The organism is Vannielia sp. SX4 (assembly GCF_052828525.1).
This window is the reverse complement of record NZ_CM128247.1, coordinates 3673331-3689135: the sequence shown is the minus strand read 5'-3', so window position 1 is coordinate 3689135 and position 15805 is coordinate 3673331. Positions and strand designations below refer to the sequence as shown.

Sequence of the window (15805 nt, the reverse complement as noted above, 5' to 3'; positions counted from 1 at the left end):
CCGGAACCATGATGGATGAACTCAACACACGCGGGCTTGTGCTTTTGGGCTGCGGCAAGATGGGCGGCGCCATGCTGGCAGGCTGGCTGGCAGGCGGGCTGAAGCCCGAGGCCGTCACCGTGCTCGACCCGCACCCCTCTGACTGGCTCAAGGCCCAGACCGGCGTGCGCATCAATACGGACCTCCCCGAAAGCCCCGCCGTCGCCATCATCGCCGTGAAACCGCAGATGATGGGCGATGCGCTGCCCGCCCTGCGCGCTCTCGGCGCCGCCACCACCTTCGTCTCCATCGCCGCAGGCACCCCCATCGCCGCCTTCGAGGAGGCGCTGGGCGCGGTGCCGGTGGTCCGCGCCATGCCCAACACTCCCGCCGCCGTGGGCCGGGGCATCTCTGCCGTCATCGGCAACAGCGCGGTCACGCCCGAACAGCTCGACATGGCCTGCGACCTGCTCTCCGCTGTGGGCGAGGTCGTGCGGCTTGAGAACGAAGACCAGATCGATGCGGTCACCGGCGTCTCTGGCTCCGGCCCGGCCTATGTGTTTCACATGATCGAGGCACTGGCCGCCGCAGGCGAAGCGCAGGGCCTCGCCCCCGATCTGGCCATGCAACTCGCCCGCGCCACCGTCTGCGGGGCAGGGGAGCTGGCCCATAGCGATGCCGAAACCTCCGCCGCCCAACTCCGCAAAAACGTCACCTCCCCCAACGGCACCACCCAGGCCGGGCTGGAGGTGCTCATGCCCGAGCTGCCCGACCTGATGCGCCGCACGGTCGAGGCCGCCACCAACCGAGCAAAGGAACTGCGCTCATGAGCGAGATCACTTTCGACGACTTCATGAAGGTCGATATCCGCGTCGGCACCATCACCAAGGTCGAGCCCTTCCCCGAGGCCCGCAAGCCCGCCTACAAGCTCTGGGTCGACTACGGCGATGAGATCGGCGTCAAGAAATCATCCGCCCAGATCACCGTGCACTACAAGCTCGAAGAGTTGGTCGGGCGGCAGGTGATGGGCGTGGTCAACTTCCCGCCCCGGCAGATCGGGCCGTTCATGTCCGAGGCGCTTGTGCTGGGCGTGCCGGATGAAAATGGCGAAGTCGTTCTGCTCGGTCCGGGCCAAGCGGTGCCCATCGGCGGGCGGATGTTCTAAGGCGCGCGCCTACCGCCCCATCGCCTCGCGCCAGTGACGACGGCACAGGCTGAGATAGGTCTCGTTGCCGCCGATCTGCACCTGCGCCCCCTCGCGCAGCACCTCGCCATCCTCGCCCATCCGCACCACCATCGTGGCCTTCTTGCCGCAATGGCAAATGGTGCGCACCTCGCGCATCTCGTCAGCGAGCGCCAGCAGCGCGGCCGAGCCGGGGAACAGCTCCCCCATGAAATCCACCCGCAGGCCGTAGCACATCACCGGCACGCCAAGGTCATCCACCACCTTCGCCAACTGCCAGACCTGTGCCTTGGTCAGAAACTGCGCCTCGTCGATGAACACGCAGGCGCAGGGGCCGCGCTTCATCCGCGCGTCGATCTTGTCAAAGAGGTCATCGACATCGGTGAAGGTATCCGCCGCCGCCTCCAGCCCGATCCGACTGCCGATGGTGCCCTCACCGGCGCGGTCGTCGAAGGCCACGTTCAGCAGGTAGGTCTCCATCCCGCGCTCGCGGTAGTTATGCGAGGCCTGCAGCAGAATGGTGCTCTTGCCCGCGTTCATCGTGGAGTAGTGAAAATAGAGCTTGGCCATCTGCCACCCATCCCCTCAGCGATCTGCGGTTCTAAGAGCACAAGCCCCGCCCCGGCACAACCGCCGCACGCCCCGTCCGCGTCCGGTTAACCCTTCCGGCGCAGAGTCCGGCAGCCAAGCCGAGGAACGCGCCCCATGCCCGTCGACCCCGAGAAGATGACCAAGATCGAGCGCCAGCACTTCATGTATGGCGTCGACGCCCTGCGGATGATCGAGCACGACATCCACGACCGCCTGTGGGATCTCAAGGGCTGCCCGCCCGATTGGCACGACATCTGGCGTGACGACGACCGGCGCGACGTGAAACGCACCCGGGTGACGATGTCGCTCGACGCCGATGTGCTCAAATTCTTCCGCGCCCTCGGCCCCGGCTACCAGCCCCGCATCAACCGCGTGCTCCGCGCCTTCATGCACATGCGCCTCGCCAAGGTGATCGAAGGCCCCGATGTGAACGACTACATCCTGCGCCCCGAAGACCTCGCCTCCAAACGCCGCCGCCGCGCGGAATATGGGGATAGCGAGGAGGGGGTCTAGCGCCGACCCTTCGGCTGCGGCACGGGCAACGTGCCCGCTATACCGCGGCGCGGGGTGCAGCGCCGCGGTATGACTTTTGAGCCTCCGGCGGGAATATTTGGAGCAAGAAAATGCAGCCGCAGCTGTTCATCTTCTTGCGCCAGCAACGCCCGCCGCAGGCGCTCACGTGAGTCGCGTCACGCCTGCTGAAGCGACCGCACCACCAGTTCGCCTTCGTCCCGCGACTTCATCGCCAGCGCCGCCGCATGGCTGGCCGCCAGCGTGGTGAAATAGGGGATGCGATCCGACAGGCAGACCGCCCGCATGCTCCGCGAGTCCTCCACCGACTGCGCGCCCTCGGTCGAGTTCATCACCAGGCAGATGTCGCCGTTCTTCATGGCGTCCACCACATGCGGCCGGCCCTCGTAGGCCTTGTTCACCACTTCCGCCTCGATCCCGTGCTCCGCAAGGTAGCTGGCGGTGCCGCGCGTGGCGATCAGCGGAAAGCCAAGGCCGGTGAGCACCTGCGCGGTCTCCACCAGCTGCGCACCCTTGTCGTCTTCCTTGATCGACAAGAACACCTTGCCCGCGCCCGGCTTCGGCAGGATCGTCCCCGCCCCTAGCTGCGCCTTCAGGAAGGCCCGCGCAAAGCTGCGGTCCCAGCCCATCACCTCACCGGTGGAGCGCATCTCCGGCCCCAGCAGCGTGTCGACACCGGGGAAACGGCCAAAGGGCATCACCGCCTCTTTCACCGAGAACCACGGCGTGCGGAAGTCGGCCAGCGCCAGCGGGTCGCCCATCGGGATCGGTGTGTTCTCGTCCACCGGCACATGCGGCGCGGCCACCGGGAAGTCGGAGAGCTTCTCGCCCGCCATCAGCCGCGCGGCGATGGAGGCGATGGCGCTGTCGGTCGCCTTGGCGACGAAAGGCACGGTGCGCGAGGCCCGCGGGTTCACCTCGATGAGGTAAATCTCGTTCTCGCCCTTCTCGTTGGCCTTTACCGCGAACTGCACGTTCATCAGCCCGACCACATGCAGCGCCACGGCCAGCGCCTTGGTCTGCTCGATGAGCGCATCCACCGTTTCTTTCGGCAGCGTATGCGGCGGCAGCGAACAGGCCGAATCGCCGGAGTGGACGCCGGCTTCCTCGATGTGCTGCATGATGCCCGCCACATGCACGTTCTCGCCGTCGCAGAGTGCGTCCACGTCCACCTCGGTTGCGCCCGAAAGGTAGCTGTCGAGCAGCACCGGGCTGTCGCCCGACACCACCACCGCCTCGCGGATGTACCGCTCCAGCCCGGCCATATCGCGCACGATCTCCATCGCCCGGCCGCCCAGCACGTAAGAGGGGCGGATCACCAGCGGAAAGCCGATGTCGGCGGCAATGCTCAGCGCCTCGGCATCCGAATGGGCAATGCCATTCTTCGGCTGCTTCAGCCCCAGCCGGTTGACGAGGTCCTGAAAGCGCTCGCGGTCCTCGGCAAGGTCGATCGCATCCGGCGTGGTCCCGAGGATCGGGATGCCCTCGGCCTCCAGCGCATTTGCCAGCTTCAGCGGTGTCTGCCCGCCGAACTGCACGATCACCCCATGCAGCGTGCCCGCCTCCTGCTCCACCCGCAGGATCTCCATCACATGCTCAAAGGTCAGCGGCTCGAAGTAGAGTCGATCCGAGGTGTCATAATCGGTCGAAACCGTCTCCGGGTTGCAGTTGACCATGATCGTCTCATAGCCCTGCCCGGTGAGCGCAAAACAGGCGTGGCAGCAGCAATAATCGAACTCGATGCCCTGGCCGATCCGGTTAGGCCCGCCGCCGAGGATCACCACTTTCTTCGCAGTCGAAGGCCGCGCCTCGCATTCCACCTCGCCCATCGCCGGGTGCTCGTAGGTGGAATACATGTAGGGCGTCTGCGCCTCGAACTCGGCGGCGCAGGTGTCGATCCGCTTGAAGCTGGCCACCACGCCAAGGTTCAGCCGCGCCCGGCGGATGTTGGCCTCGTCGCGGCCCGTCAGCTTGGCGAGGCGCGCATCGGTGAAGCCCATCATCTTGACGTGCCGCAGCCCCTCTTCCTCAATCGGAAGCCCGTTCTTGCGCAGCTCGGCCTCGGTCTCCACGATCTCGCGGATGCGGGCGAGGAACCACGGGTCAAACGCCGTAGCGGCCTGAATGTCATCGTCCGAAAGCCCGTGGCGCATCGCCTGGGCGATCACCCGCAGCCGGTCCGGGGTTTTCTCAGAGAGCGCCTTGGTCACGGCGGCCTTCTCCGGCGCACCGGGAATGTCGATCTCGTCAAAGCCGGTCAGGCCGGTCTCCATAGAGGCCAGCGCCTTCTGCATCGATTCGTGGATCGTCCGGCCAATGCTCATCGCCTCGCCGACCGACTTCATTGCCGTGGTCAGCTCGGGCTTGGCGCCGGGGAACTTCTCGAAGGCAAAGCGCGGGATCTTGGTGACCACGTAATCGATGGTCGGCTCAAAGCTGGCGGGCGTCACCTTGGTGATGTCATTGTCCAGCTCGTCCAGCGTGTAGCCCACGGCCAGCTTGGCGGCGATCTTGGCAATCGGGAAGCCGGTCGCCTTGGAGGCCAGCGCCGAAGAGCGGCTCACCCGCGGGTTCATCTCGATCACCACCATGCGGCCATCGGCAGGGTTCACCGCCCACTGCACGTTGGAGCCGCCGGTCTCCACTCCGATCTCGCGCAGCACGGCGATGCTGCCGTTGCGCATGATCTGGTATTCCTTGTCGGTCAGCGTCAGGGCAGGGGCCACGGTGATCGAGTCGCCGGTGTGCACGCCCATCGGGTCGACGTTCTCGATCGAGCAGATGATGATCGCGTTGTCCGCCTTGTCGCGCACCACCTCCATCTCGAATTCTTTCCAGCCCAGCAGCGACTCGTCCACGAGGATCTGGTTCACCGGCGAGGCATCCATGCCGGTGCGGCAATAATGGATGTAATCCTCGCGGTTGTAGGCCACGCCGCCGCCGGTGCCGCCAAGGGTGAAGGCGGGGCGAATGATGGCGGGCAGGCCGATCTCTTCCAGCTCGTCGAGCGCCATCTGCACGCCCGCGTCCAGATCGGCATCGCCATTGCCCTTCTTGGGCGCGGTGATGATGGTCGCCTTGGGGTTCTCCAGCCCGATCCGGTCCATCGCCTCGCGGAAGAGCTTGCGGTCCTCGGCCATCTCGATGGCTTCGCGCTTGGCGCCGATCATCTCCACGCCGAACTTGTCGAGCACGCCCATCTCTTCGAGCTTCAGCGAGGTGTTGAGGCCGGTCTGGCCGCCCATCGTGGGCAGCAGCGCGTCGGGGCGCTCCTTCTCGATGATCCGGGCCACGACCTCGGGGGTGATCGGCTCGATATAGGTGGCGTCGGCCAGCTCCGGGTCGGTCATGATGGTGGCCGGGTTGGAGTTGACGAGGATCACCCGGTAGCCCTCTTCGCGCAGCGCCTTGCAGGCCTGTGCGCCGGAGTAGTCGAACTCGCAGGCCTGCCCGATCACAATGGGCCCTGCGCCGATGATCATGATGGAGTTGATATCGGTTCTCTTAGGCATGGTCGTTCCCCGGGTCGGCGCAAATTGTCGTGCGTTATAGGGATGGGGCGGGCGAGGGCAAGGGGGTCAAGGCCAGAAGGCGCAGATTGCTCCCGATGCCGCTCCTTTTCCGGCCCGAACGCCCGGCTGCACTGGCGGATTGAGTATTTGCAGCAAGAAAATGCAGCAGGGCCGGCAAGGCCACCAACCGGGGCGCGGTCCAACAGCCTAAAATTTGATTCAAATGCCCGCCACCGCCGTCCCGCCCGGCCGACTGCGGCCCAAATGCTCCGCCATGTCCATTTTCTTGCTCCAAATATCTCCGGGGGTGTGGGGGCAGCGCCCCCACTCCAAGGGTCGCCCCCATACCATCGGCTGCATTGACCCCACCTTCCCCCCGCGCAAGGGTTTCCGGCCCGCGGCGCAGGTTTCCGATCGCGTCCCCGGCATGACGTTTCCGCCGCTTCCATGGTCGTGCCGGGCGTTTTGCCTCATTGGGGGGCATGCCATAAGGTCGGGGCAGCAGGAGGAGAGCCAGCCAGAATGAACAAGGCGAGCAAAGAGTTTACCCGCCGGGATGCCAGCCAGCCCAAGGGCCGGCAGGTCGATGAGGCGGCGCTGGACGAGGTCACCCGGCTGCTGGGCGAGCTGCCCCGCCGCCGCGATCTGTTGATCGAGGCGCTTCACCTGATTCAGGACGCCAAGGGCCATCTCTCCGCCGCCCATCTCGCCGCGCTGGCCGAGCTTTTCCGCCTCGCGCAGGCCGAGGTGTACGAGGTTGCCACCTTCTATCACCACTTCGACGTGGTGAAGGAGGGCGAGGCCGCGCCCGCGCCGGTGACCATCCGCGTCTGCGAGTCGCTCACCTGCAGCCTCGCGGGCAGCGCCAAGCTGATCGAGACCCTGAAGGCCTCCACCGACCCCGAGCGCGTGCGCATCCAGCCCGTGCCCTGCATCGGCGCCTGTGACCGGGCGCCCGCGGGCCAGGTCGGCAAGCGCGCGGTCGACCATGCCACCGCGCAGAGCCTCACCGAGGCCGCCACCGGCCCACTCGCGCCCGTGATCCCCGATTACGAGGGGCTGGAGGCCTACCGCGCGGGCGGCGGCTACGGCATCTACGAGAAGATTCGCGCCGGTGACATCACCCCCGACGCCGCCATCGAGACCATGTCGGACGCAGGCCTGCGCGGCCTCGGCGGCGCGGGCTTTCCGGCGGGCAAGAAATGGGGCTTCGTGCGCGGCTACGAGGCGCCCCGGTTGATGACCGTGAATGGCGACGAGGGCGAGCCCGGCACCTTCAAGGATCGCTGGTGGCTCGAGCGCAAGCCGCACCGCATGTTGGAGGGCGCGCTGATCGCCGCCCACGTTGTCGGTTGCGAGCACATCTACATCTACATGCGCGACGAGTATCCGGCGGTGCTGGAGATCCTGCGCGCCGAGGTCGAGGCGCTGGAGTACGCGGGCCTCGCCCATGTGCCGATCGAGATCCGCCGCGGGGCAGGGGCCTACATCTGCGGCGAGGAGAGCGCGATGATCGAGAGCATCGAGGGCAAGCGCGGGCTGCCGCGCCACCGCCCTCCCTATATCGCAGAGGTCGGTCTCTTCGGGCGGCCCACCCTGAACCACAACGTCGAAACCCTCAGTTGGGTGCCCGATATCCTTGCCAACGGCGCCGCGTGGTTCGCCTCGCAGGGCCAGACGGCCGACAACAAGGGCCTGCGCAGCTATTCCGTCTCCGGCCGCGTGGCCGAGCCGGGTGTCAAACTCGCCCCCGCCGGCATCCCCCTGCAGGAGCTGATCGACGAACACTGCGGCGGCATGGCGGAGGGCCACACCCTCAAGGCCTTCCTCCCCGGCGGCGCCTCCGGTGGCGTGTTCCCCGCCTCCGAGTCCCACCGCCCGCTCGACTTCGGCGAATTCGAGAAAGACGGCGGCTTCATGGGCTCCCACGCGGTGATGATCCTCTCCCAAGAGGATTCGGTGCGCGAGGCGGTGCTGAACCTCACCCATTTCTTCGAGCACGAGAGCTGCGGCCAATGCACCCCTTGTCGCTCCGGCACGGCAAAGGCGGCGGCGATCCTCGCGGGCCATGAACCCTCCGAAGACCTGCTGAACGACCTCATCACCGTAATGACCGACAGCTCGATCTGCGGCCTCGGCCAGGCGGCGGGCAACCCGATCCGCCACCTGATCCGCTACTTCCCGGAGGAGCTGGCATGAGGGGCGATGACGTTGCTGCGCCGGGCAGCGCCGGCCTGCGGGTTGGCGCACTAAGGGTGGTGCGTGGCACTTTATTGCGCCGTGGTCACCTTCCCGCAGTGGTATCGCCCAACCTCACCGAAGCGCCGACCCGGGGGGCGGGCCGGCGCTGCCCGGCGCCTTACGGCGCGCACCGGGCCGGCACCCCACGCGCCCTCGCCTCAGAGACCTCCCCCGTAGGGCGGGACTTGTCCCGCCATTCCGATCATGCCTCGGAGACCCCGCAATGAAAGACCTCCCCACCTCCGTCACCTTCCTGCTCGACGGCAAGGAAGTCACCGCCTCCCCCCACGAGACCATATGGCAGGTCGCCAAACGGGAGGGCACCGCCATCCCGCACCTCTGCTACAAGGACGACCCCGAGTATCGTGCTGATGGCAACTGCCGCGCCTGCATGGTCGAGATCGAGGGCGAGCGCACTCTTGCCGCCTCCTGCAAACGCCGCGTCTCCGAGGGTCTCAAGGTATCCACCGCCACCGACCGGGTGAAAACCAACCGCCGCCTCGTCTTCGACCTGCTGGCCTCCGACATGCCCGCGCGTGAACGCTCCCCCGACCCGGAGGCACGTTTCTGGCACCAGGCTGACCTCGCTGGCCTGACCGAAACCCACTTCCCCTCCACCCGACCCGGCGCCCGCGGCGAGATCCCGGTCGACTCCATCTTCCGCGACGCCTCCCACCCCTCCATCGCCGTCAACCTCGACGCCTGCATCTCCTGCACCCTCTGCGAGCGGGCCTGCCGCGACGTGCAGGTGAACGACGTCATCGGCATGGCCTCCCGCGGCACCCACAACCTGCCCGTCTTCGACCAGGCCGACCCGATGGGCCTCTCTTCCTGCGTCGCCTGCGGTGAATGCGTACAGGCCTGCCCCACCGGCGCGCTGATGGAAAAGACCCTGCTGAACGACGAGGCCACCAAGCGCACCGAATACGCCGAGAAGAAGGTCGAAAGCGTCTGCCCCTTCTGCGGCGTCGGCTGCCAGACCGAGCTTTCCGTCAAGGACGGCAAGATCATCCAGGTCGAAGGCCGCAAAGGCCCGGCCAACCGTGGCAAGCTCTGCATCAAGGGCCGCTTCGGCTATGATTACGTGCTCTCCCCCGAGCGCCTCACAAAGCCCCTGATCCGCCGCGACGACGCCCCCAAGGACGCCCACGCCAAGCTTTCCACAGGCCAGATCCACGAGGTCTTCCGCGAGGCCACATGGGAAGAGGCGCTGGAGCGCGCCTCCGGCGGCCTCAAAACCATCATCGACCGCGACGGCGGCCATGCCCTCGCAGGCTTCGGCTCCGCCAAGGGCACCAACGAAGAGGCCTACCTCTTCCAGAAGCTCGTGCGCCAAGGCTTCGGCACCAACAACGTCGACCATTGCACCCGCCTCTGCCACGCCTCCTCCGTCGCCGCGCTGATGGAGGGCGTCGGCTCCGGCGCCGTCTCCGCCCCCTTCACCGATGCCGAGAAGAGCGACTGCATCATCATCATCGGCGCCCGCCCCGAGCAGAACCACCCGGTCGCCGCGACCTACTTCAAACAGGCCGCCAAAAACGGCGCGACCCTCATCGTGATGGACCCGCGCAAACAGGGCCTGATGCGCCATGCCACCCACTCGGTCGTCTTCGAGCCGGGCCGCGACGTGGCCCTGCTGAACGCGATGATCCACACCATCATCGACGAAGGCCTGACCGACGAGCAGTACATTCAGGCCAACACCTCCGGCTTCGAGGCTCTGAAGGAGAAGGTCAAAGGCTTCACGCCCGAAGAGATGGCCCCGATCTGCGGCGTCCCCGCCGATGAGATCAAGGCCATCGCCCGCGCTTTCGGCAAGGCCGAGCGCGGCATCATCTTCTGGGGCATGGGCATCAGCCAGCACGTCCACGGCACCGACAATTCCCGCTGCCTCATCGCGCTCTCGCTGATCACCGGCCACGTCGGCCGCCCCGGCACCGGCCTGCACCCCCTGCGCGGGCAAAACAACGTGCAGGGCGCCTCCGACGCAGGCCTGATCCCCATGTTCTACCCCGATTACAAATCGGTGGAATCCAGCGACCTGATCGAGAAATACGAAGACGCTTGGGGTCGCCCGCTGGACCATACCCGTGGCCTCACCGTGGTCGAGATCATGCACGCCATCCACGATGGCGAGATCAAGGGCATGTATGTGCAGGGCGAAAACCCCGCCATGTCCGACCCCGACCAGCACCACGCCCGCGCCGCCCTCGCCAGCCTCGAACATCTCATCGTGCAGGATATCTTCTTTACCGAAACCGCATGGCACGCCGATGTCATCCTCCCCGCCTCCTCGCAGGCCGAGAAGCTGGGCACCTACACCAACTCCAACCGTCAGGTGCAGCTTGGCCGCCCGGTGCTCGACCCGCCCGGCGAGGCCCGGCAGGATTGGGAACTGATCCGCGATGTCGCCAACGGCATCGGCTGCGGCTGGAATTACGCCGACGTCCCCGAGGTCTATGCCGAAATGGCCGCCCTCATGCCCTCGCTCGACCATATCAGCTGGGAGCGGATCGAGCGCGAAGGCTCCGTCACCTACCCGGCGGCGGCCGAGGACGAGCCGGGGCAGGAGGTCATCTTCACCGAGGGCTTCCCAACCGCTGACGGCCGCGCCCGCATCGTGCCCACCGATCTGGTGCCGCCCGACGAGCTGCCGGATGACGAGTTCCCACTGGTGCTCACCACCGGCCGGATGCTGGAACACTGGCACACCGGCGCGATGACCCGCACCAGCCACGCGCTCAACGCACAGGAGCCGGAGCCTGTGGTCTCGATGCACCCGCGCGACATCGGCCGCATGGGCTTCACCCGCGGCCAGCAGGTCACGGTAGAGACTCGCCGCGGCGACATCACCCTCACGCTCAGGGCCGACCGCGACGTAACGCAGGGCATGCTCTTCATCCCCTTCTGCTTCCGCGACGCGCCGGCCAACTTCCTGACCAACCCGCAGCTCGACCCCTTCGGCAAAATCCCCGAGTTCAAGTTCGCCGCCGCCCGCATCCGCGCGGCGGAGTAGGTCCGCGCCAAAAGAAAAGGGCAGGGGCCTCGGCCCCCACCCTTCCCGTGGCCACCCCGGGCTTTACTGGGTAGGTTCAGGGCAGCAGCACCTTGTCGATCACGTGGATCACGCCGTTGGAGGCCGCCACATCGGCAGTCACCACGCGGGCATCATTCACCCGCACACCGTGGGTGCCGTTGATCCGCAGCTTCCCGCCATTGGCCGTCAGCACGCTCACACGGCGCCCGGCCAGATCGGCCGCTTCGGCCCGGCCCGGCACAACATGATAGGTCAGGATCGCGGTCAGCGTGTCGCGGTTCTCGGGCTTCAGTAGGTCCTCCACGGTGCCCGGCGGCAGCGCGGCAAAGGCCTCATCGGTGGGCGCGAACACGGTGTAAGGCCCCGGGCCTTGCAGCGTCTCCACCAGCCCCGCCGCCGAAACCGCCGCCACCAGCGTCTCGAAGCTCCCGGCCGATTGCGCGACCTCCACGATATCCGGACCGCTGTTGGTGCTCGGCGCGGTACAGCCCGAAACGGCCAGCGCCAGCGCAACGGTGGCTGCCTTGGTGAGTGTGAAGATGTTCATGGGTCAGTCCTCCCTGATCAGATATCCGCCCCGCCCTATGTGCGGAGTTGAACCCAATACGGGTGAGGCCGCGGCTCGGTTCACTTTTGCGAAGAGATCAACCCCGTCCGGCGCGCGTGCCCCAAAACCGAATGCGCCCGTCTCAGGGGAAGACGGGCGCTGTCGGCAAGGCCGCGGTGCGGGAGGGAGTTCCGACAAGCTCAACCCTAAGCCGAGCTCTACCGCCGGACCACTCGCTGATTTGGGGGAGGCGCAAACACGCACGCGTCCACGCAATGCGGCAGCAGATGATTCTGGCGTGTCTAGGGGGAGATGGTGCTGTGAGAGAGGATTGAACTCTCGACCTCACCCTTACCAAGGGTGTGCTCTACCACTGAGCTACCACAGCATTCTCAACCTGCGTTCCGTGCCTTCTTTGAGGCCCGGCGCAGCGTGAGGGGCGTTTTACATCTCTTGCGCGCACATGCAAGCCCCTCTCACGGCATTTTCGGCGACAATTTCATCAGGCCGCGCCATCCGAAGGCCCCGGCGAGGTTCGGCGCCGGAGCGCCCCGGCCCTGCTCGGCCAGATCGCGCAGGCTTTGCATCAGTCGCGCCTCGACGCCCCTCTGCGTCTTCACGCGTTCCGCGTCCGGGTGGCCGCTGCCGAAGCGGATGTAGGGGTTGGTGTTGAGTTCAAACACCGCCACGCCGCCTTCGGTCAGGCCAAAGTCCACCCGGCCAAACTGCTGTCCCGCCAGTGCCATGACCCGGCGCACCGTCTGCACATGGGGATAGGCGTGCATTTCGGCCTCATCAGCGGCGTATTGCGCCGCGCTGGCCGCACCCACTTCGCCTGTCTTGGCCACCCAGTGGCGCTGGCTCACGGTGAGGGCAGGCACCACTTCACCCGCCACCGCATAGGCCGCGCGCTTTCGAAATACCCCGCCTTCCCGCGCCAGCCCGGCGTATTCGATGAACATCAGATCGCTCAAGGTGTGCCCGGCCTTCAAGGCAGCCTCCAGCGCCGCTTCGGCCTCCTGCGCATTCTGCAGCAGGTCGCCTAGCACCCCGCGATGCGCCCAGCCGGTCCGCAGAAAGCACGGAAACCGCTCGGGCCGCTCCCCCTGTGCCGGCAGCCAGCAGCCAAACCGGTTGATCCCTTCCGCCTGCAGCGCCCGTAGCAGAGCCGCTCGGGGCAAAAACCGCGCCGGATCATTCAGCACCGGCCCCCCGGCCTCCAACGTGCGGGCGCGCAGAGTGGCGGCCACCTCCAGCCATGGCGGCGACATCCGCTCGAAATCGGTAAAGATCGCGCTCCCTGCGGGCAACCTGCGCTGCCGCGCCGCCGTCTCGTACCCCATGAGCTTGACCGCAAATCCCGCCGCCCGCGCCTTCCTGCGCACTTCCCTGAAAGTGTTGAGCCGCCGCGCGGTGGCATAGATGACGAGGCGGGGCAGGCTGGGCATTCGATAGAGCTTCTTGACAGTCGAGTTGACCTAAAGGTTAATTCGGCCATCCAGATTGGGAAAGGACGTTTCGATGACGATCAAACTTGATGAGACAAAGCTGCTTGGCTTCCGCCTTCAGGCAGAGGGATCAGACGGCCTGAAAATGGGCGGCAAGGGTGGCAACGCAATTGACGGCCTGAAGATGGGTGGCAAGGTCACCGGCCCGATGAGCCTGAAGATGGGCACCAAAGGTGGGGGCGTTCAGCCGCCCGCAGGGTCCATTGCCTGACCTCTAAAGATGACTCCTGAGTCATTGCTTGCTTTCCCGCCCGAGTCCGCTCGGGCGGGGTATGTCGATGAGCGGATGCATCGCGAGCTGGCCACCAGTCTCGCTCACATCGCGCAGGCTTGTGATGATGCAGGCCATCGTGCCGCTGCGCCGCTCTTCGAGGCTTCCCGCCGCCTTGCGAACAGCCGGGTCGGGCCTGAGGCTTTTGCCCGCTACTACCTGATCGCTTCTGCCCTGCTGTCGGGCGATGAGGCCGGACTGGAGGCCGAGGCCGAGGCCCTGCTGGCCGATGTCACCGCCGGGCGCGCGCCCTTCACCGTCTCGCCCCGAGGCGGCGCCGGGGCGCTCGATGGGCTGATGGATGCGCTCATGGGCGAGGAGGCCAGCAACTTCTCCCCGGTCCCGGCCGCAACCGCCGAGGCCTTCGCCACCCGCCTCGCCGAAGGTCTTGAGCTGCTGCGAGAGGGGCTGCCGGCGCTCCACGCCGAAATTACCACCATCACCCACCACGTCATCTGCGCCACCGCCCCGCCCGGCGCGCAGATGCAGTTCGACGGTGCATCGCACTACCAGTTCTGGGGCTTGCTCCTGCTCAACCCCAGCTTTCACGCCAATCGGCTGGCAATGGCCGAGGTGCTGGCGCACGAATGCGCCCACTCCCTGCTCTTCGGCCTCACCATCGACGAGCCGCTTACCCTGAACCCGGGCGATGCGCGCTTCACTTCGCCGCTGCGGCCTGACCCGCGCCCGATGGATGGCATCTACCACGCCACCTTCGTCTCCGCCCGCATGGCCTGGGCAATGGAAGGGCTCGTCGCCTCTGGCCTGCTTTCCCCTGAAGAGACCGAGGCCGCGCTCGAGGCCGCCGCAAGCGACCGCGCCAACTTTGCCTCCGGCCTCTCGGTGATCGACGCCCACGGCGACCTCTCGCCCACCGGCGCCGCCGTGCTGGCCCGCGCCCGCGACTGGATCGCCGCCTGAGCCTTCGCGGGGATGGACGCCGCGCGCCCCATCCCCTATTGCATTTCCATGAGCAAAAGCGACAAACCGGCAGCGCCGCGCGAGGAGCGGCTGAAGCAGGCGCTCAAGGCCAACATGGCACGGCGCAAGGCACAGGCAAAAGCGCGCGCCGGCAAGACAACAAGCGAAACGGCAGTATCGAGCGGTAAAGAGGGCGACAATGGATAGAATCGTGGTGCGGGGCAATGGCGCCCTTTCGGGTGAAATTCCGATCTCGGGGGCCAAGAACGCCTGCCTGACCCTCATGCCGGCCACGCTGCTCTCCGAGGAGCCACTGACGCTAACCAACGCGCCGCGCCTCTCCGACATCCGCACCATGACCCAGCTGTTGCAATCGCTGGGGGCCGAGGTCACCTCGCTGCAAGATGGTCAGGTGCTGGCGATGTCCTCGCATGACATCAACAACCACACCGCCGATTACGACATCGTCCGCAAGATGCGCGCCTCGATCCTCGTGCTCGGGCCGATGCTGGCGCGTGACGGTCACGCTGTCGTCTCGCTGCCCGGCGGCTGCGCCATCGGCGCCCGCCCGGTCGATCTGCACCTGAAGGCGCTGGAAGTGATGGGCGCGGAGCTGGAGCTGAAAGACGGCTACGTGCATGCCAAGGCCCCCGGCGGGCGGCTGAAGGGCGCCGAGTTCGAGTTTCCGCTGGTCTCCGTTGGCGCCACCGAAAACGCCCTGCTCGCCGCCGTGCTGGCCAAGGGCACGACCGTGCTCAAGGGCGCGGCCCGCGAGCCTGAAATCGTCGATCTGGCGAACTGCCTCAACAAGATGGGCGCGCAGGTCGAGGGGGCCGAGACCGGCACCATCACCATTCAGGGGGTCGATCGGCTGAACGGCGCGACCCACCCTGTCGTCACCGACCGGATCGAGCTTGGCACCTACATGCTCGCCCCCGCCATCGCGGGCGGCGAGGTCGAGCTTCTGGGCGGTTCCCGCGAGCTGGTCGGCGCCTTTGCCGACAAGCTCGAACAGGCCGACATCGAGGTCACTCAAACCAACCGCGGCCTGAAGGTGAAGCGCAAGAACGGCCGCGTCCGCGCCGTCGATGTCGTCACCGAGCCCTTCCCCGGCTTCCCGACTGACCTGCAGGCCCAGATGATGGCCCTGATGTGCACCGCCGAGGGCACCTCGGTGCTCGAAGAGAAGATATTCGAGAACCGCTTCATGCACGCCCCCGAGCTGATGCGCATGGGTGCCAAAATCGACGTGCACGGCGGCCACGCCACCGTCACCGGGGTCGACAAGCTCAAGGGCGCCCCGGTCATGGCGACCGACCTGCGCGCCTCCGTCTCGCTCATCCTCGCCGGTCTGGCGGCAGAGGGCGAAACCGTGGTCAGCCGGGTTTACCACCTCGATCGCGGCTACGAGCATGTGGTGCGCAAGCTCTCCGGCGTCGGCGCCCATATCGAACGGGTCCACGAAGAGGGCTAGGCCGCAGGCC

At 66.7% G+C, this 15805-nt stretch carries 13 protein-coding genes and 1 tRNA gene; 9 read left to right on the top strand and 5 right to left on the bottom strand.

The features are described 5' to 3' along the window. Positions 1-8: 8 nt before the first annotated feature. Positions 9-809: a pyrroline-5-carboxylate reductase gene (proC, locus tag ACUXVX_RS18135; protein ID WP_446309414.1), complete on the top strand. Its 801-nt coding sequence runs from the start codon at positions 9-11 to the stop codon at positions 807-809. Further along, on the top strand, positions 806-1144 hold the full coding sequence (locus ACUXVX_RS18130) for a tRNA-binding protein (RefSeq protein WP_446309413.1): 339 nt from the start codon (positions 806-808) through the stop codon (positions 1142-1144). The genes proC and ACUXVX_RS18130 overlap by 4 nt, the downstream gene beginning before the upstream one ends. A 9-nt stretch (positions 1145-1153) precedes the next feature. Here ACUXVX_RS18130 and ACUXVX_RS18125 read toward each other — a convergent pair whose 3' ends face one another. After that, positions 1154-1732, bottom strand: a complete 579-nt coding sequence (locus ACUXVX_RS18125; protein ID WP_446309412.1) for a thymidine kinase — start codon at positions 1730-1732, stop codon at positions 1154-1156. Between the two features lie 135 nt (positions 1733-1867). Here ACUXVX_RS18125 and ACUXVX_RS18120 point away from each other — a divergent pair, with 135 nt between their 5' ends. Then, on the top strand, positions 1868-2266 hold the full coding sequence (locus ACUXVX_RS18120; protein WP_446309411.1) for a BrnA antitoxin family protein: 399 nt from the start codon (positions 1868-1870) through the stop codon (positions 2264-2266). A 176-nt stretch (positions 2267-2442) separates the two neighbouring features. On the opposite strand, the gene carB is transcribed toward ACUXVX_RS18120, so the two are convergent. After that, positions 2443-5796: a carbamoyl-phosphate synthase large subunit gene (carB, locus tag ACUXVX_RS18115; RefSeq protein ID WP_446309410.1), complete on the bottom strand. Its 3354-nt coding sequence runs from the start codon at positions 5794-5796 to the stop codon at positions 2443-2445. Between the two features lie 522 nt (positions 5797-6318). Between carB and ACUXVX_RS18110 the strand changes: the two genes are divergently transcribed. Beyond that, positions 6319-7995, top strand: a complete 1677-nt coding sequence (locus ACUXVX_RS18110) for an NAD(P)H-dependent oxidoreductase subunit E (protein ID WP_446309409.1) — start codon at positions 6319-6321, stop codon at positions 7993-7995. A gap of 265 nt (positions 7996-8260) precedes the next feature. Beyond that, positions 8261-11053, top strand: a complete 2793-nt coding sequence (gene fdhF, locus ACUXVX_RS18105; RefSeq protein WP_446309408.1) for a formate dehydrogenase subunit alpha — start codon at positions 8261-8263, stop codon at positions 11051-11053. 76 nt (positions 11054-11129) lie between these two features. Here fdhF and ACUXVX_RS18100 read toward each other — a convergent pair whose 3' ends face one another. From ACUXVX_RS18100 to ACUXVX_RS18090, 3 genes are all read right to left on the bottom strand, one after another. Further along, positions 11130-11621 (bottom strand): fasciclin domain-containing protein, encoded by a 492-nt coding sequence (locus tag ACUXVX_RS18100; RefSeq protein WP_446309407.1) that lies wholly within the window; start codon positions 11619-11621, stop codon positions 11130-11132. Between the two features lie 313 nt (positions 11622-11934). Then, a tRNA-Thr gene (locus tag ACUXVX_RS18095) sits at positions 11935-12009 on the bottom strand. An 88-nt stretch (positions 12010-12097) separates the two neighbouring features. Next, complete coding sequence (locus ACUXVX_RS18090; protein WP_446309406.1) at positions 12098-13069, bottom strand: hypothetical protein; 972 nt, start codon at positions 13067-13069, stop codon at positions 12098-12100. A 73-nt stretch (positions 13070-13142) separates the two neighbouring features. Between ACUXVX_RS18090 and ACUXVX_RS18085 the strand changes: the two genes are divergently transcribed. From ACUXVX_RS18085 to murA, 4 genes are read left to right on the top strand one after another with little or no spacing between them, the layout of a single operon-like run. After that, complete coding sequence (locus ACUXVX_RS18085) at positions 13143-13340, top strand: hypothetical protein (protein ID WP_222468259.1); 198 nt, start codon at positions 13143-13145, stop codon at positions 13338-13340. Positions 13341-13349: 9 nt separating this feature from the next. Continuing rightward, positions 13350-14321, top strand: a complete 972-nt coding sequence (locus ACUXVX_RS18080) for an aKG-HExxH-type peptide beta-hydroxylase (RefSeq protein WP_446309405.1) — start codon at positions 13350-13352, stop codon at positions 14319-14321. Between the two features lie 48 nt (positions 14322-14369). Then, positions 14370-14528 carry a hypothetical protein gene (locus ACUXVX_RS18075; RefSeq protein WP_222468261.1) on the top strand — a complete coding sequence of 53 codons (159 nt, stop codon included), beginning with the start codon at positions 14370-14372 and terminating at the stop codon, positions 14526-14528. Beyond that, positions 14521-15795 carry a UDP-N-acetylglucosamine 1-carboxyvinyltransferase gene (gene murA, locus ACUXVX_RS18070; RefSeq protein ID WP_446309404.1) on the top strand — a complete coding sequence of 425 codons (1275 nt, stop codon included), beginning with the start codon at positions 14521-14523 and terminating at the stop codon, positions 15793-15795. The genes ACUXVX_RS18075 and murA overlap by 8 nt, the downstream gene beginning before the upstream one ends. The last annotated feature ends 10 nt before the right edge of the window (positions 15796-15805 follow it).